The organism is Vibrio pelagius (assembly GCF_024347575.1).
Lineage (GTDB): Bacteria > Pseudomonadota > Gammaproteobacteria > Enterobacterales > Vibrionaceae > Vibrio > Vibrio pelagius.
In genome coordinates, this window is the sequence record NZ_AP025503.1 from 204,481 (window position 1) to 219,300 (window position 14,820).

The window sequence follows — 14,820 nt, forward strand, 5'->3', positions numbered from 1 at the left end:
TTAAAAAAGCCATAGTAATAAGGAGTGTTATCGAATGTGTGTTTCTTTGATTCTTTCATTTATTCCATTAAAAACGGGCTCACCGATCAGCAAATTGGTGTTACTCAAACTGGCCGACAACGCCGATGCGCGTGGTGTCTGTTTCCCCTCGTTAAGTTACTTAGCGCAATATTGTGAAGTATCGGTCAGAACCGTAAAGCGGCACATTAACGAATTAGAGAAGCAAGGTTTTGTGAAGCGTATAAAGCGCTTTGATGGTTCAGGGCGTCAACGCAGTAACTTGTATCAACTGCGCTTACCGAGTGAGAGTGCCTGCCACATTGAGCAGGATGACCTAGAAAGCGCAGATCAAGAAGCCATTGTTCAAGGTAAAGCTCAACACAAAGCTCAAGCAGAGTTCAACACCGCGCTACCATAAAGTGACGAATGTGACACCCACCAGAGTGTCACCATGACAGACACAGAGAGTGATCCCTTGACACACATAATCTTTCAAAAAGAACATAAAACAGGGCTCAATACTGATCAAAGTGCGCAGGCAGCGAAGCAAAACAGTGCGCCATCATCACAATCATCACAACCACCACAAGAGCAGGCACAAGACGAAGCGGTGATTCACCTACTGACCAAGGAGGGTAGTGCGCCAGTTTACCAAGAGTTTTACCACATATTAGAACGCACCTACCCCAAACTAGATGTGCAGCAAGAGCTGCACGCCATGCAAGCGTGGCTCTATGTTAACCCAGAGAAACGTAAACCTTTTGAGCATATTGGCCACTTTGTGAACGGTTGGTTAAGGCGCAGTGCGCAAGCCAAGGCTAAGCAAGGCGCATCGTCAGCGGTTACTCGAAGTGAAAAGGTTCAAGCGGAAAAGTTTCAAACGGCAAAGAAGCCAAAATCCAAAAAAGCATCAAAACAGAGAAAGGGCTTGAACCCAGATAATCGCAACGCATTGGATAACGATCGCCCTTCAAGAACTGAAACTGAGCAAGCAACACCTGTTACGCAGGCATTGGCGGAGTATCACGCTAAAAACAGAGTCAATCCATTTGAAGCGCGCATTCAAGCCTTGATTCAATCTCGCACCCCTGAATCGAGCTAAAAACAAAAGAGAAAGGTAGGGCAGGCTATGGACAGCAGCAATCGCTTAAAAGTATTAACAACGGATGAAAAAGCCGCCATCTTGGCACAAGAAGTCGCAAGAGTAGAAGGGCGTATTGGGGAGTTTTAACCCTGTTAGCTGCGCATTACCCGCAAGGGTTAACACGCACAGAAATCAAGACGCTACTGGCCGTGAATAACAACGAAAGCTTTGTGTCGCTATATCGAAACGGTAATATTTTTATCGATATAGAGAAACGCTACTGCGATGTAGCGAAAGAGAACCGTTTTTTCATTGGCACGCAGTTTTTGCATAATGTGCAGTGCTTTCACTGGCTTAAAGCGTGGTAAAAACTTAAGCGAAAAGATAGCTATGTTGCGGTAGTTTATATGCACACATTTTGCTAGAATCCTACCGAAATAAAAAAACGTATTAAAAACGCATAAACTGATTCTTGCCTTTAGGAGCCAAACCTAAGGGCGGTAGCGTACCCAAGCGCAGCCCACCGCAAGTAACAACGTTACGCTAAATGGTGAGTTGGTTGCCTATTGGGGCCGTTTTTAAAAAGAGAGCAAAATCTAGATTTTACAAGGGATGGGCGAGAATCGACTGTCTCAAAATGAATAAAAAGTGTCTCAGTGGCTTAACATGGACTGAGACACTTTTTTGTCATCGCTGCAGGAAAATTCATGTACATGCATATGCTTAAAGAGATTGCAAAACAAATCGTCAACAAAGATGCCGATTACCTTCTATCAGTGAAAGGTAATCAGGAAAAGCTCGATCAGACAATAAGTAAGACGTTCAACTCGAGTATGATTAATGACTATGATGGCGATAAGTATTGTATTCAGGATCGAGGACATGGACGTACAGAAACAGGCTTAGCGCTCTTGTGTCATGACACGTCTTTGTTGGGCGATATTGCTTATGACTGAGCCAAATTAAAGACAATTGGCATGGTAGCCTCGATTAGACAAGAAGGTGACAAGCAAGCAGAGTGTATGAGCATTCGATATTCAGCTTAGCTGACTTAGGCTCTCAAGAGCTGTTAGAAGCATCTCGTGCGCATTGGAGTATAGAAGTTCAAATGCATTGGCGTTTGGACGTGGGTACGAATGAGGATAAATGCCGTATTCAGCGAGAGTTCGCTGGGGAAAACTTAGCTGTGATCCGCCATATGGCGCTTAACATGTTAACTAATGAAAAAACCTTTGAAGCAGGTTTACAAAGAAAGCAGCGAAAAGCAAACAGGAATACTCGTTACCTTTCGCTAGTCCTTGCGGGCCAAGGGGTTTCGTAATCTTGCCCTGACTCACAGAGAAGTTTGGCGACTTTGCGATAAAATGGAAAGGTTTAAAAAGCTTATGTGTAGCGGTGACGTACCTGAAAAAATGGCGATGATACAGGTAGTGTTGGTATTAGATACTTCATTTCTTCAAAGGATATGAAAGCCGAAGAATTTGGTCAATCATGCCGCGGTCACTGGAGTGTTGAAAGTATGCACTGGTGGTTAGACGCTGTGATGAATGAAGACGACAGCCGAATAACTTATAAGCACGCAGAAGAAAATCTTTCTCGTATACGTCAAATGTGCATGAACTTTATCAAGCTTGTAGAGATGAAAGGGACATTGAAACGGCGTTAATTAAAATGTGCGCTAAATAATGACCTCCGAGAGAGTTTTGTTTGGGACTTAGGTCTTCTACAAAGATTTAACTCATGCGGGAGCCCTGATGCTCTAATTAGCCTTATATTACAGCGATGTTTATACGGTTTCCGTGACAGTGGTATCAAGTTGAATTTATTTTAGGTTTATATGCAAAAGCAAAAAAAAATTTTTAAAAGCACATTAATACTCTATTTTAGACAAGCATTTGTTGTGTTAGTGTCTCTATATACAGTTAGAGTTGCTTTGGGTGCTCTAGGTATAGAAGGTTATGGTATTTACACTGTGGTTGCTGGCGTGGTTACCCTATGTTCGTTTTTGACAGGTACGATGAGTTCAGCCACACAAAGATATATATCATATGCATTGGGTAAGGATGATATTAACCTACTTAAATATACATTTTCTTCAAACTTAGTGATTTACATATGTATGGTTATAATAGGTTTGATTGTACTAGAATCGATAGGGCTATGGTTTGTAAAAGATGTTTTAATTTTACCACAAGATATGATGAGTTCTGCAATTTCACTTTATCACTATAGTGTTTTTTCATTTCTTTTTAGCTTTTCTACGGCGCCTTTTGTTGCTATAATAATAGCTCATGAGGATATGAAGTATTTTGCGTATATATCTATATTTGAGTCTATATTAAGACTTCTGGCTGTTTCGAGCTTAGAATACATACCAATGGACAAGTTAGAATTATATGCTCTTCTAGTATTGCTTGTGTCCTCAATTGTTTTTCTTGTCTATTTGTTTACATGCTCAATTAAGTATAGCGAAGTTCAATTTAAAAGATTTTATTTTGATAAAAATCTTTTTAAAGAAATGTTTAATTTTGCTGGCTGGAGTTTGTTTGGGGCAGTGACCAATGTTATTAGAAATCAAGCAGTAACAATACTTCTTAACCAGTTTTTTAATCCGGCAACAGCTGCAGCCCGTGCTATCGCAGTTGCTATATCCTCTCAGATAAATTTATTTTCGAATAATTTCAATACGGCACTATATCCGGAGATTATCAAAAATTACGCTAAAGGAAACAATAAAGAGCTTAATTTAACTGTTATCGAAGGCTCTAAACTTACGTTCTTCTTAATGTGGATATTTTCCTTGCCATTATTATTTGAAATGCAAATTGTTCTTGATATTTGGTTAGAAGATGTTCCGGCTAATGCAGTTTTGTTCAGCCAGTTAGCTTTGATTGAGGTATTGTTGGTGTCTATTAGTTTGCCATTATCGACTGCAGCAAGAGCACCTGGAAAAATGAAACAATATGAAACAATACTAGGTGTAATGCAAATTTTCATACTGATATTGTCTTACTTATTTTTACGTTTAGGATATGAAGCTTACTCTGTATTTATTGTTGCTATTATTATTAATATACTTATGTTTGTTGTAAGATTAATTTTATTATCTAGATTAATTAAGTTTTCTATATCAACTTATCTTTACAGTGCTCTTATCCCAATAGCGGTAATTTCTAGTACATCATTAATATTTACATATGCTTTTAAACTAATGCTCCCAGATGGATTGATTTTTTCAATTGTAAATGTAGTCGCATCTATGATAATAACTACCATTTTAATGTTCTATATTGGGTTAAATATTGAATATAAGGTAAAAATAAAAGATATCATATATAATAAGTATTTAAATATTTTTCAAAAAGGTTAGGTTTTATGAACATAAAGTCAGTGTTACGTAACATCGTTACTATTAAGAACTTTATGGTAAGTTTGTTGCGAAATGGTGGAGTTACATATGCCAATATTGTACAAGTTAATTATGACTCTAGGTTGAAAGGGAAACGAATAGTCGTTACAGGAGGGACTACAGGCATTGGTTTTTTTATAGCTAAAAAGGCCATAGAAGAAGGTGCTTTCGTTCTAATAACAGGTCGTTCAATAGACAATTTAGAAAAAGCAAAAAACAAGATAGATAGTGATCGATTATTTGTCCTTAAGTGGGATGTTGCTAATCTTAGTTTATTAGATGAAAAGTTTGATGAAGTAGTAAGATTATTAGGTGGTATTGACGTTCTAGTAAATAATGCCGGTGTTCTCGTTGAGCAGAGTTTTCCTCGAGTAAAAGAAGAAGCGTGGGATAAAACATACTCCGTTAACTCCAAGGCAATATACTTTTTATCTCAATGTATATCTAACTACTGGATAAGTAAAAAAGTTAAAGGGAAAATTTTAAATATATCGTCAACAAGTGGATTCTACGGTTCTGTAATTCCATATGGATTAACAAAATGGGATGTATTGGGATTAACAGAAGGCTTAGCAAAAGCTCTTGCTCCTAAAGGTATTATTGTTAATGGTATAGCACCTGGCAGAACAGCTACACCTATGTTAAATAAAAGTAGTGATAATAACATTTATGATAGTATGACTCTTCCCAACAGATATGGATTACCTGAAGAAATAGCAGAACTAGCCGCATTTTTAATTTCTGACTCTGCAAATTTTATAGTTGGTCAAACAATTATTTGTGATGGTGGATATATTCTTGGTAAATGATTTTTATAAATGTCAATAGAGTTCTATATGTAATGTCAACACCAGAATTATCAAAAAACTTAGAGGTAAATTATGTCGTGCTTATATACTAGAGAAAAAAATGCCCAGATGCTCATTTTTTTATTGAAAGAGAGTGGTATAAAAAAAGTAGTAGCATCTCCAGGTAATACAAACATTTCCTTTATTGGAAGTATACAAAATGATCCTTTCTTTGAAATATACTCTGCAGTAGATGAAAGATCTGCTGCATATTTGGCTTGTGGTTTGGCCGAAGAAAGTGGGGAAATAGTTGTTTTAAGTTGTACTGGTGCTACTGCTTCGCGTAATTATTTACCCGCTCTTACTGAAGCATATTATCGTAAAATACCCATTCTTGCTGTTACTTCGACTCAACCAACTTCGCGTGTCGGACATAATATTGCGCAAGTAATAGATAGAAGTGTTATTCAGAATGATGTGGTCAAATTAAGTGTTACTCTACCTGTGATAAAGGATGATGAAGATTTATGGGATTGTGAAATAAAACTAAATCAAGCTATTTTAGAGTTAACGCGTAATGGTGGCGGACCTGTACATATTAATTTGCCAACGACATTTACACTACCTTTTGATGTTAAAAAATTGCCAACATTTAGAAAGATAGAACGTATAACAAAACATTCAACGCTACCAGAGTTAAAAGGAAAAGTTGCTGTTTTCATAGGTTCACACAAAAAGTGGAGTATAGAAGAGACAGAAAGCTTAGATAAATTCTGTGCGTCAAATAATGCAGTAGTTTTGTGCGATCATTCAAGTGGTTATAGAGGAAAGTATCGTATACTTTCATCATTGATTGGTTTTCAAGCATTTTTAAATAAAACTGACCTAAAGCCGGATGTACTAATTCATATTGGTGAAATTACAGGTGATTATTCTATATCTAACCTAATAGGTGGTAATATTTGGCGAGTAAATGAAGATGGAGAAATTAAGGATACCTATAGAAAGCTAAGATATACTTTCGAAATGAGTGAAAAAGAATTCTTCGAGTCGTATAGCAAGAGTGTAGAGCTCGAATCTAGTTACTATACTAAGTTTAAGGATATCCAATATAAATTAAGTGAAAATATACCAGAAATTCCATTTTCTAATATTTGGACAGCTTCGATCTTATCTAATAAATTACCAATGGGCTGTTTTATTCACTTTGCTATTTTGAATAGTTTGAGATCATGGAACTTTTTTGAATTGGATTCAAGCATCTCTACAACAGCTAATGTTGGTGGCTTTGGTATAGATGGACCACTATCGACAGTAATTGGTTCATCACTAGTTAATTCAGAACGTACTTATTTTTGCGTGGTTGGAGATTTAGCGTTTTTTTACGATATGAATGCGTTAGGAAATCGTCATGTTGGCAAGAATCTTAGAATTTTGTTGATAAATAATGGTAAAGGTACTGAGTTTAAGAACTATGATCACCATGCATCTTATTTTTCCAGTACAAGTGACGATTTCATTTCAGCAGCTCAACACTTTGGCAATAAATCTGGTGATTTGGTTAAAAACTATGTTGAAAATTTGGGGCTGAAGTATCTTAGTGCAAATAATAAAGAAGAGTTCTTGAATGTATCTGAGGAATTTACTGATAGCTCCAAGTCAGATAGTTCAATAGTATTAGAGGTTTTTACTAATGATGTAGATGAAAGCCATGCTCTCAAATTAATGCATAACATTATAGTAGATAAAGATTTAAAGCTAAAGAAACAAGCTAAGAATATTATTGGCACTAAAGGTCTAAAATTAGTCAGAAAAATACGTGGATAAAGAGTATAAGTAATATGAAAACAGTTGGTATAGTAACTTTCTATAAGGCTCATAATTACGGCGCTGTATTACAAGCTTATGCGCTAAAGCGGAAGTTAAATTTGTTAGGATTAGACCCATTTTTTATAGAATTTGACAATGAAGCATTGGATGAGAACTATCGCCTTTTTCCGTATTATAAAAAAGGTTCTAAGAGATTTGTAATAAAATCTATTAAGCAATTATTAGATTTTAAAAGAGTAATCATTAGAAAAAGATCTTTTGATTTGTTTATAAGAGAAAATCTACCACACCGACTCTTAAAAGAAAAAATTTCTTGTGATTGTGTAGTTATTGGTAGTGACCAGATTTGGAATCCTTTTATTACAGGTGGTTTCGATCCTATTTTTTTTGGTGTCAACGAAAATTTAGTTTGCGATAAAGTTATTTCTTACGCAGCTAGTATGGGAAGAGCAATAGAACATGAAGAGTATTTTCACGACACTGAATTTTTGAAATTATTAAAGAATTTGAGTCATATTTCAGTCAGAGAAAGCGAATTAGGGATTAAGATAAAAGAAAAATTTAACTTTAGTTCGAACTTAACAATTGACCCAACATTATTATTGCCAGTACAAGAGTGGGACGAGATAGCAATACAGCCAAAGCTGAGTGAAAAATATGTTTTGGTGTATGAGGTTGAAAACCACCCGTTAACACCTATGTTTATAGAAACTATTAGAAAAAAATATAAATATGAAGTGAAAGTTATAAGTGCAAAAACCAACTATAAAACAGCTAAAGACATTATAACAACTGCTTCACCACAAGAATTCCTAGGTTTGTTTAAGCATGCTAGCTTTGTAATTACATCGAGTTTTCACGGCACAGTTTTTTCTATAATTAATAAAATCCCATTTTTTACTATGAAATTTGGAAATGGTATAGATAGTAGATCAAACGGTATACTTAAAGAATTAGGTTTATTGGATCGTCATATTGACAATATGTGTGATTTAAATGAATTGATCGAGAAAGATGTATGCTTTGATACTGCATATGAAAGGTTGAATTCATTAAGGAAAGAAGCTGAAGATTACTTAGTTTCGTCTCTTAATGTTTAGTGGGGATATTTATGGCAAAAGTTTCTGTAATTGTTCCGGTTTACAATAGTGAAAAATATATTGAAAAAACCTTGTCATCATTGTTATCTCAAACTCTTGAAGAATTAGAGATAATAATTATAGATGATGGTTCAAAAGACAATAGCCTATTTCTTATTAAGAGTATTCTAGAGAGAACACCTACAAAGAAATTTGTACGATTAATTAACAGAGAAAATAAGGGAGTATCTTTTACACGAAATGAAGGAATAAGACTTGCCAAGGGTGAATATGTAATACAATTAGATAGTGATGACTGGTGTGAAAAGAACTGGATAGAAAAGCTTTATCTTAACGCAATTACTAATGACTCTGACATTGTTATCTGTAATTATAAAAAAGTATTTAGATCAAAAGAATTACTAGTAATTGAGCCTAGATATAATAGTAGTATTGAGTATATAAATGCGATGCTTGTGGGTGATATAAGTGGGTTCAGTTGGAATAAATTGGTTAGAAAGGAAGTAATAATTAGGAACAATATTATTTTTCCTGTTAATATTAATTATTGCGAAGATCTTATATTCTTTATAGATGTTTTTAATTGTTCATCTTCCATTTCATATATAAATGATGCGCTTGTATATTATAATAATGACAACCCATCATCTATTACTAAAAAAATGGATAAGAAAAAGGTTAACCAAATAATAAAATCTATTGATTTTATTGAAGGTAGACTAACGTCTTTGTTTTCAAGTGATGAGGTCTTGTACTATATTGATATATTTAAATTAAACCAAAAATGTTGGATAATGCAAAGTATGTTACCAAATGTACCCAAGTCCATTTGGCTTATGTACCCAGAGTCTAATAAATACATCACAAAATCAAGGCAGCCTTACTATATTAAATACCCAATGGCCGCCTCTGGAATTATAGGGTTTGGTTTGTCCATTAAGATTTTAAAACTGTTAATGATTTCTAACCCTTTCCTGTTAAGTATAAAAAATAAGTTATCTAGGTTCTTATGACTTCACAAGTTAAATATGAAGCCAATAATACGTTTTTTATAATGTATATAGTTGTATCCATAGTTCTTATTTTTTTTGCTCCTTTATGGATTGTACTAATAATAAACGCACTTTTGGCAACTTGCATTTCAAATAGGCTACTAATTCCTGTAGGTATAGTTCAACTAATTATTTCTACTTTGCTTTGTTCTTCAGTGGATGTTACTGGAGACTTAAGTAACTACAGCTTATTGTATAGCAATATTGATAATGAATACTTTAGGTATGAGTTTTATTCTGAGCCCTTTATATTATATATTTTCAGCTTATTTAACTCATTAGGGGTTGAGTTTAAAGTACTGCTACAAACTACATCATTAATAATAAATGGATTGTTATTAATTTATCTTATCAAGTTTGGGAAGTATGATTTCCTTAGATTTTTTATTTTGTTGCTAACATATCCTATATATTTTCAAACGCAGTTATATTTATATAGACAATCATTAGCAGTGTGTTTATTGCTTATTGCTCTTATTGTAAGAAGTTTTGGTTTTAAAATCTTTTTTTTACTATTGTCTGTATTTAGTCACTCGTCATCAATATTATATTTGTTGATGCTTGCTTTTTCTAAAATGTTCAAGCCTTCAATATATAGGACCCATCTAATTGTTTTATTCATGCTAGCATTAGCATTGCCGATCACAGTAGAGATGCTTACGTCTTTTTTATCTGGATTTTCTGGTATAAGTTATGCCCTAAATAGAAAGTTGGATTTTTTTTTGAGGCAAGATGAGCTTGATGTAAGTATCAAAATTTACAGTACATTATTAATTCCATTGCATTTGGCTTTTCTGTTATTGATTAAAACGAAGAAAAAGATCGATCTAAAGCCTATAACTTTCTTGTTTTTGTCTTTGTATTATTTCGCTTTATTCTTTAGGGATTACTCGATTCTGCCTACACGTATATCGTACCCGATACTATGGTTGTCTCCGTTGTTTATATACTTATTGTCATTGGAGCAAGATTTTAAGATAAAGCTTTCCCATCGAATTGTATTATCCTTACTTATATGTTTCTCTATTTTTCGGTTTGTAGGTATAAATGATTCTAACAAGACAAATATTCCATTTAGAAATAATGATATAGAAACATATTCCATTTTTGAATATTTTGGAGATTTATAAATGTCAGTTCCTAAACATATACATTGTATTTGGATTGGTAAAGATATGCCTGTGCTATATAAACGGTGCATAGAGTCCTGGAAAACTGTACATCCTGACTGGGATTTTTCTGTATGGGATGAAAGTATATTTTTAGATGATATCCCTGCGTATTTTCAAAAAGCTATGTCTGATAATAAAGTTGCATTTGCATCAGATTATTTAAGATGTTATATCTTGAAGAAGCACGGTGGTATTTATGTTGATGCAGATATGGAGTGTGTAAAAAACTTTCATCCTCTATTAGAGGAGTCTTTTCTTGGCTATGAAGCTCCGGATAGATTAAGTAATGGTGTTATGGCTTTCGAAGCTAACCATATTTTGATTGATAAATTGCTGGAATATTATGACAATAACGTCGGCGTCTACAAAGCTATACCAAGGATAACAACAAATATCGTAAATGAGTGCAATATATCTATCAAAGTATATCCTGAATGTTTTTTTTATCCGTATAACCCATATAGAGAAAACAGTCTAGACCAATTGATGTATTCTGATATTAAAGATAATACTTATGCTATACATCATTGGGGTAAATCCTGGAATGTTAGTCGAGTAGACGCACTTAAAAATATTTTTATTCAGAAAGTTAAGAGTTTAAAATGGAGAAGATAAAATACATTATTGGTTCAGGTTGGTGGTGTAGTGATATTTCTGATATTAGAGATGTCTTCTATGGCGATGATGAAATCAGAGGTAAAGATTTTCATGAGCTTTGGAAGCTCTCTATTGATAGGTTCACTAATCCAGAGCAAATTATTATTGTTGATAGTAATTCACCAATAAAACCTTCAATTAGAGATGACATCACATTTATATCACTAAATGAAAATGCTGGACACTCAACAAACCATAGAGGTAAGTTTTCGGGTTGGATGAGATCTGTTTTAGTCTCCGCATCTTATGCTTCTAGCTGCGATTGCGATTATTATGTATATGTAGAGCAGGATGTACTGTTATATGGTAATAACATAATCGAAAGATGTATAAAAGAAATGAAGTCTTCTTATGCATTTGGTAAATGTAATGATCATTCAAACTCTTTACAACAATCATTTTTCATAATAAAAAAAGACAAGCTAGATACATTTTTGTCCAATTTGTACAATATCAAGTACACGGATTTCAGTTTACCACCAGAGCGTAAGTTTAGCTTAGCTACTAGTCCATTGTTCAAATTTATTCCAAAAGTTATTTTTGTGTCACCAAAGAATGAGCTACTAAAAAAAATATTACGTCGACCTCAAAATATGCTTTCAAAAATTGTTGGCTCGTATGATTTCTTTTCAATTGGTTATGGGAGAGATAGACCTATCAACTTTGAAAGCTCATGTTTTTATTTTCAGCATGGAAGTGCTGAAGAAATTGAAATGTATGTAGACAAGGTTAATGGTTAGGTGGCTTTCATGATCCATAAGATAAAAGTACTTGCTATATCTTTCTTTAAATCAATTCTTTATACGCTTTATTCTTTATTTTCTTATAAAAATGGAATTAATAAAGATAGCAATTTTATTGTATCATTAACAACTTATAATAAACGGCTTCCGTTTGTATATTTAACTATAGAGAGTATTTTAAGACAAAAATTCAAACCTAGAAGTGTTATTTTGGTCTTATCAAATAAAGATTGTAGCACAGAAAGATTACCATACCTTTTGACAAGATTGCAAAAACGAGGGCTGGAAATAAAGTTTGTAGATGATAATTATAAGTCTTATAAAAAATTGTCGTATTGTTTTGATTATGAGTTCAATCAAGGTGATTTTATAGTAACTGCCGATGATGATGTTTTCTATCCTAATTACTGGCTTGAAAAATTTCAAAGTAAGGTTTTAGAAAATTCAACTATCATATACTGTTATCGTGGGAGAATTATTACATTCAAAAATAATGACAGTTTGATTGATTATAATGAATGGCCAATTGCTAATACAAGTAATGTAAGTGATAATTATTTAATACCAACAGGAGTCTCGGGAGTTTGTTACCCTTATGAGGCCATTTCAAATTTGGTATGTCACTTTGATCTTATTGATAAGTTTTGCCCTAATGCGGATGATATTTGGTACAAGTTGATGACAACTAAAAATGGATGTAAATCAGCACTGGTTGAGAATGATAGTGTACATTTTACACCGATTATTACTGGTTTTGAAAAAGGTTTAGAAAAGGTTAACGTGCACAATAATCAAAATGTTAAACAGTTTATTCAGAGTATGAGTGCGCTGGGTATAACAAGGAACGACTTTAATTATGAATGAATATCTAGTTTCCATTGTTACACCTACATATAACTCCGCCAGCACTATAAGAGAAACATACAACTCAATATGTATTCAATCATATTCGAACTGGGAGTGGGTTGTCACTGACGATTGTTCTACAGATGAAACTCATCAAATCCTTTGTAACCTAGCAAAGCAAGACTCTCGAATAAAAGTTTTCCGAAATTTAGTTAACTCTGGTTCAGCAATATCTAGAAATAACTCTTTGAAAAATGCCTCTGGTTGTTTTGTTTGTTTTATCGATAGCGATGATTTATGGGACCCGAATAAGTTGGAATTACAAATAAGATTCATGTTAAATAATAATATTGATTTTTCATTTACAGCCTATGAATTGATTGATGAATATTCCACACCTCTGAACAAGGTCGTAGATAACCAAAGTAAGTCTTGTTTTAGCTATTACGATATGTTGAAAAAAAATGCTACGCTTGGTTGTTCAACAGTTATGCTTAAAAGAAGTATACTTCCTTCTGAATTAATGCCTAATATTAGAACAGGTCAAGATTATGCGTTTTGGTTGACTATGTTGAAATCAGGAATAAATGCATATTTGTTAAGAGAAGTTTTGACAAAATATAGAATCATGCCAAATTCCATATCTAGAAACAAATTCAAGAAGGCACTACGACAATGGGAAATATATCGCACTCTAGAAAAGTTACCTGTGATGCGTTCTATATACTATTTCTTTTTTTATGCTTTTCACGCAGTATTTAGAAAGTAGTCTACTTGGAATATAGTAGTTATTCATATTATTCAGAAGTGTGTGTATTTTAAAAGTTAATCCAGAGCGTGAATTTTTAGATGCTGTTCTTTTAGCTTCTTATTGGCTAATTTATAATTAAGTGGATAGTTTAAAAATGAAAATTGTAGTTGCCGGAACGGGATATGTTGGTTTATCAAATGCGATGTTACTTGCGCAGCATCATGAAGTCGTTGCTGTTGATATCGTAGCTGAAAAAGTAGAGATGCTCAATAATAAGCAGTCTCCAATTGTAGATACCGAAATCACCGATTTTCTCACCAATAAATCGTTAAATTTCACAGCGACACTCGATAAAGAAATAGCGTATTCCAATGCAGACTATGTGGTGATTGCTACTCCTACGGACTACGATGTTGAAACCAACTACTTCAACACGGCTTCTGTTGAAGCGGTCATTAAAGACGTCATGGCGCTTAACCCGACTGCCGTAATGGTGATCAAGTCTACAGTGCCAGTTGGGTATACCGCTCGTATTAAAGAGGAACTGGGCTGCGAAAACCTAATGTTCTCGCCAGAGTTTTTACGTGAAGGCAAAGCGTTATACGATAACTTACATCCATCGCGTATTATTGTTGGTGAGAAAAGTGAGCGTGCTAAAGTGTTTGCTAGTCTGTTGGTTGAAGGGGCAGAAAAAGAGAACATCGAAGTGCTTTTCACGGATTCAACCGAAGCTGAAGCGGTAAAATTGTTCTCAAACACTTACCTTGCACTGCGTGTGGCTTACTTTAATGAATTGGACACCTATGCCGAGACACATGGTCTAAATAGTCGTCAAATTATTGAGGGGGTAGGCCTTGATCCTCGCATTGGTAATCATTATAACAATCCATCTTTTGGTTATGGTGGTTACTGTTTACCAAAAGATACCAAGCAGCTACGCGCAAATTACGAAGATGTACCAAATGAAATTATCGGCGCAATTGTGGATGCTAACACGACACGTAAAGATTTTGTCGCAGATTCAATCATCAAGCGTAATCCCAAACGCGTGGGTATCTACCGCCTAATCATGAAAGCAGGCTCCGATAACTTCCGCGCTTCAAGTGTACAGGGCGTGATGAAACGCATTAAAGCCAAAGGTATTGAAGTTGTGGTGTATGAGCCAGTATTGGATGAACCAGAATTCTTCCACTCGCAAGTTATCAATGACCTTGACGAGTTTAAAGCCACTTGCGATGTGATTGTCTCCAATCGTATGGTGGACGAGATCAAAGATGTTGCCGAAAAGGTTTACACGCGGGACTTGTTTGGTTGCGATTAGTTATGGGAATTTAATTTAAAAGGAGAAGCATGGTCTGGTGCTTCTCCTTTTTTGTGCGCATTTTAAT

The 14,820-nt window shown here is 34.4% G+C and carries 14 protein-coding genes and 2 pseudogenes; all 16 read left to right on the forward strand.

Annotated features, from left to right (window positions below; genetic code table 11):
- Window positions 1-34: 34 nt before the first annotated feature.
- The 16 genes and pseudogenes from vsple_RS00930 (at window position 35) to vsple_RS01000 (ending at window position 14,753) form a co-directional block, all read left to right on the forward strand.
- Window positions 35-1,102: pseudogene (locus vsple_RS00930) on the forward strand (helix-turn-helix domain-containing protein).
- Between the two features lie 27 nt (window positions 1,103-1,129).
- Window positions 1,130-1,452: pseudogene (locus tag vsple_RS00935) on the forward strand (hypothetical protein).
- A gap of 339 nt (window positions 1,453-1,791) precedes the next feature.
- Window positions 1,792-2,040 carry a hypothetical protein gene (locus vsple_RS00940; RefSeq protein WP_261882414.1) on the forward strand — a complete coding sequence of 83 codons (249 nt, stop codon included), beginning with the start codon at window positions 1,792-1,794 and terminating at the stop codon, window positions 2,038-2,040.
- Window positions 2,041-2,102: 62 nt separating this feature from the next.
- Window positions 2,103-2,405, forward strand: a complete 303-nt coding sequence (locus vsple_RS00945; RefSeq protein ID WP_261882415.1) for an ISAs1 family transposase — start codon at window positions 2,103-2,105, stop codon at window positions 2,403-2,405.
- Between the two features lie 144 nt (window positions 2,406-2,549).
- On the forward strand, window positions 2,550-2,750 hold the full coding sequence (locus tag vsple_RS00950) for a hypothetical protein (protein ID WP_261882416.1): 201 nt from the start codon (window positions 2,550-2,552) through the stop codon (window positions 2,748-2,750).
- 171 nt (window positions 2,751-2,921) lie between these two features.
- Entirely contained in the window at window positions 2,922-4,454 is a 1,533-nt protein-coding gene (locus vsple_RS00955) for a lipopolysaccharide biosynthesis protein (RefSeq protein ID WP_261882417.1), read from the forward strand.
- Between the two features lie 5 nt (window positions 4,455-4,459).
- Window positions 4,460-5,302 (forward strand): SDR family NAD(P)-dependent oxidoreductase, encoded by an 843-nt coding sequence (locus vsple_RS00960; RefSeq protein WP_261882418.1) that lies wholly within the window; start codon window positions 4,460-4,462, stop codon window positions 5,300-5,302.
- Window positions 5,303-5,374: 72 nt separating this feature from the next.
- Window positions 5,375-7,108, forward strand: a complete 1,734-nt coding sequence (locus vsple_RS00965) for a thiamine pyrophosphate-binding protein (RefSeq protein WP_261882419.1) — start codon at window positions 5,375-5,377, stop codon at window positions 7,106-7,108.
- Between the two features lie 14 nt (window positions 7,109-7,122).
- Window positions 7,123-8,211 (forward strand): polysaccharide pyruvyl transferase family protein, encoded by a 1,089-nt coding sequence (locus vsple_RS00970; RefSeq protein ID WP_261882420.1) that lies wholly within the window; start codon window positions 7,123-7,125, stop codon window positions 8,209-8,211.
- An 11-nt stretch (window positions 8,212-8,222) separates the two neighbouring features.
- Window positions 8,223-9,224, forward strand: a complete 1,002-nt coding sequence (locus vsple_RS00975; protein ID WP_261882421.1) for a glycosyltransferase family 2 protein — start codon at window positions 8,223-8,225, stop codon at window positions 9,222-9,224.
- A gap of 41 nt (window positions 9,225-9,265) precedes the next feature.
- On the forward strand, window positions 9,266-10,393 hold the full coding sequence (locus vsple_RS21980; protein WP_420833792.1) for an EpsG family protein: 1,128 nt from the start codon (window positions 9,266-9,268) through the stop codon (window positions 10,391-10,393).
- Window positions 10,394-11,050, forward strand: coding sequence for a glycosyltransferase family 32 protein (locus vsple_RS00980; RefSeq protein ID WP_261882422.1), 657 nt, complete (start codon window positions 10,394-10,396; stop codon window positions 11,048-11,050).
- Entirely contained in the window at window positions 11,038-11,832 is a 795-nt protein-coding gene (locus tag vsple_RS00985; RefSeq protein WP_261882423.1) for a hypothetical protein, read from the forward strand. The genes vsple_RS00980 and vsple_RS00985 overlap by 13 nt, the downstream gene beginning before the upstream one ends.
- 9 nt (window positions 11,833-11,841) lie before the next feature.
- Window positions 11,842-12,699 carry a glycosyltransferase family A protein gene (locus vsple_RS00990; protein WP_261882424.1) on the forward strand — a complete coding sequence of 286 codons (858 nt, stop codon included), beginning with the start codon at window positions 11,842-11,844 and terminating at the stop codon, window positions 12,697-12,699.
- Entirely contained in the window at window positions 12,692-13,450 is a 759-nt protein-coding gene (locus tag vsple_RS00995) for a glycosyltransferase family 2 protein (protein WP_261882425.1), read from the forward strand. The genes vsple_RS00990 and vsple_RS00995 overlap by 8 nt, the downstream gene beginning before the upstream one ends.
- A gap of 136 nt (window positions 13,451-13,586) precedes the next feature.
- A complete protein-coding gene (locus tag vsple_RS01000) occupies window positions 13,587-14,753 on the forward strand; it encodes a nucleotide sugar dehydrogenase (protein ID WP_261882426.1) in 1,167 nt (388 codons plus the stop codon).
- The last annotated feature ends 67 nt before the right edge of the window (window positions 14,754-14,820 follow it).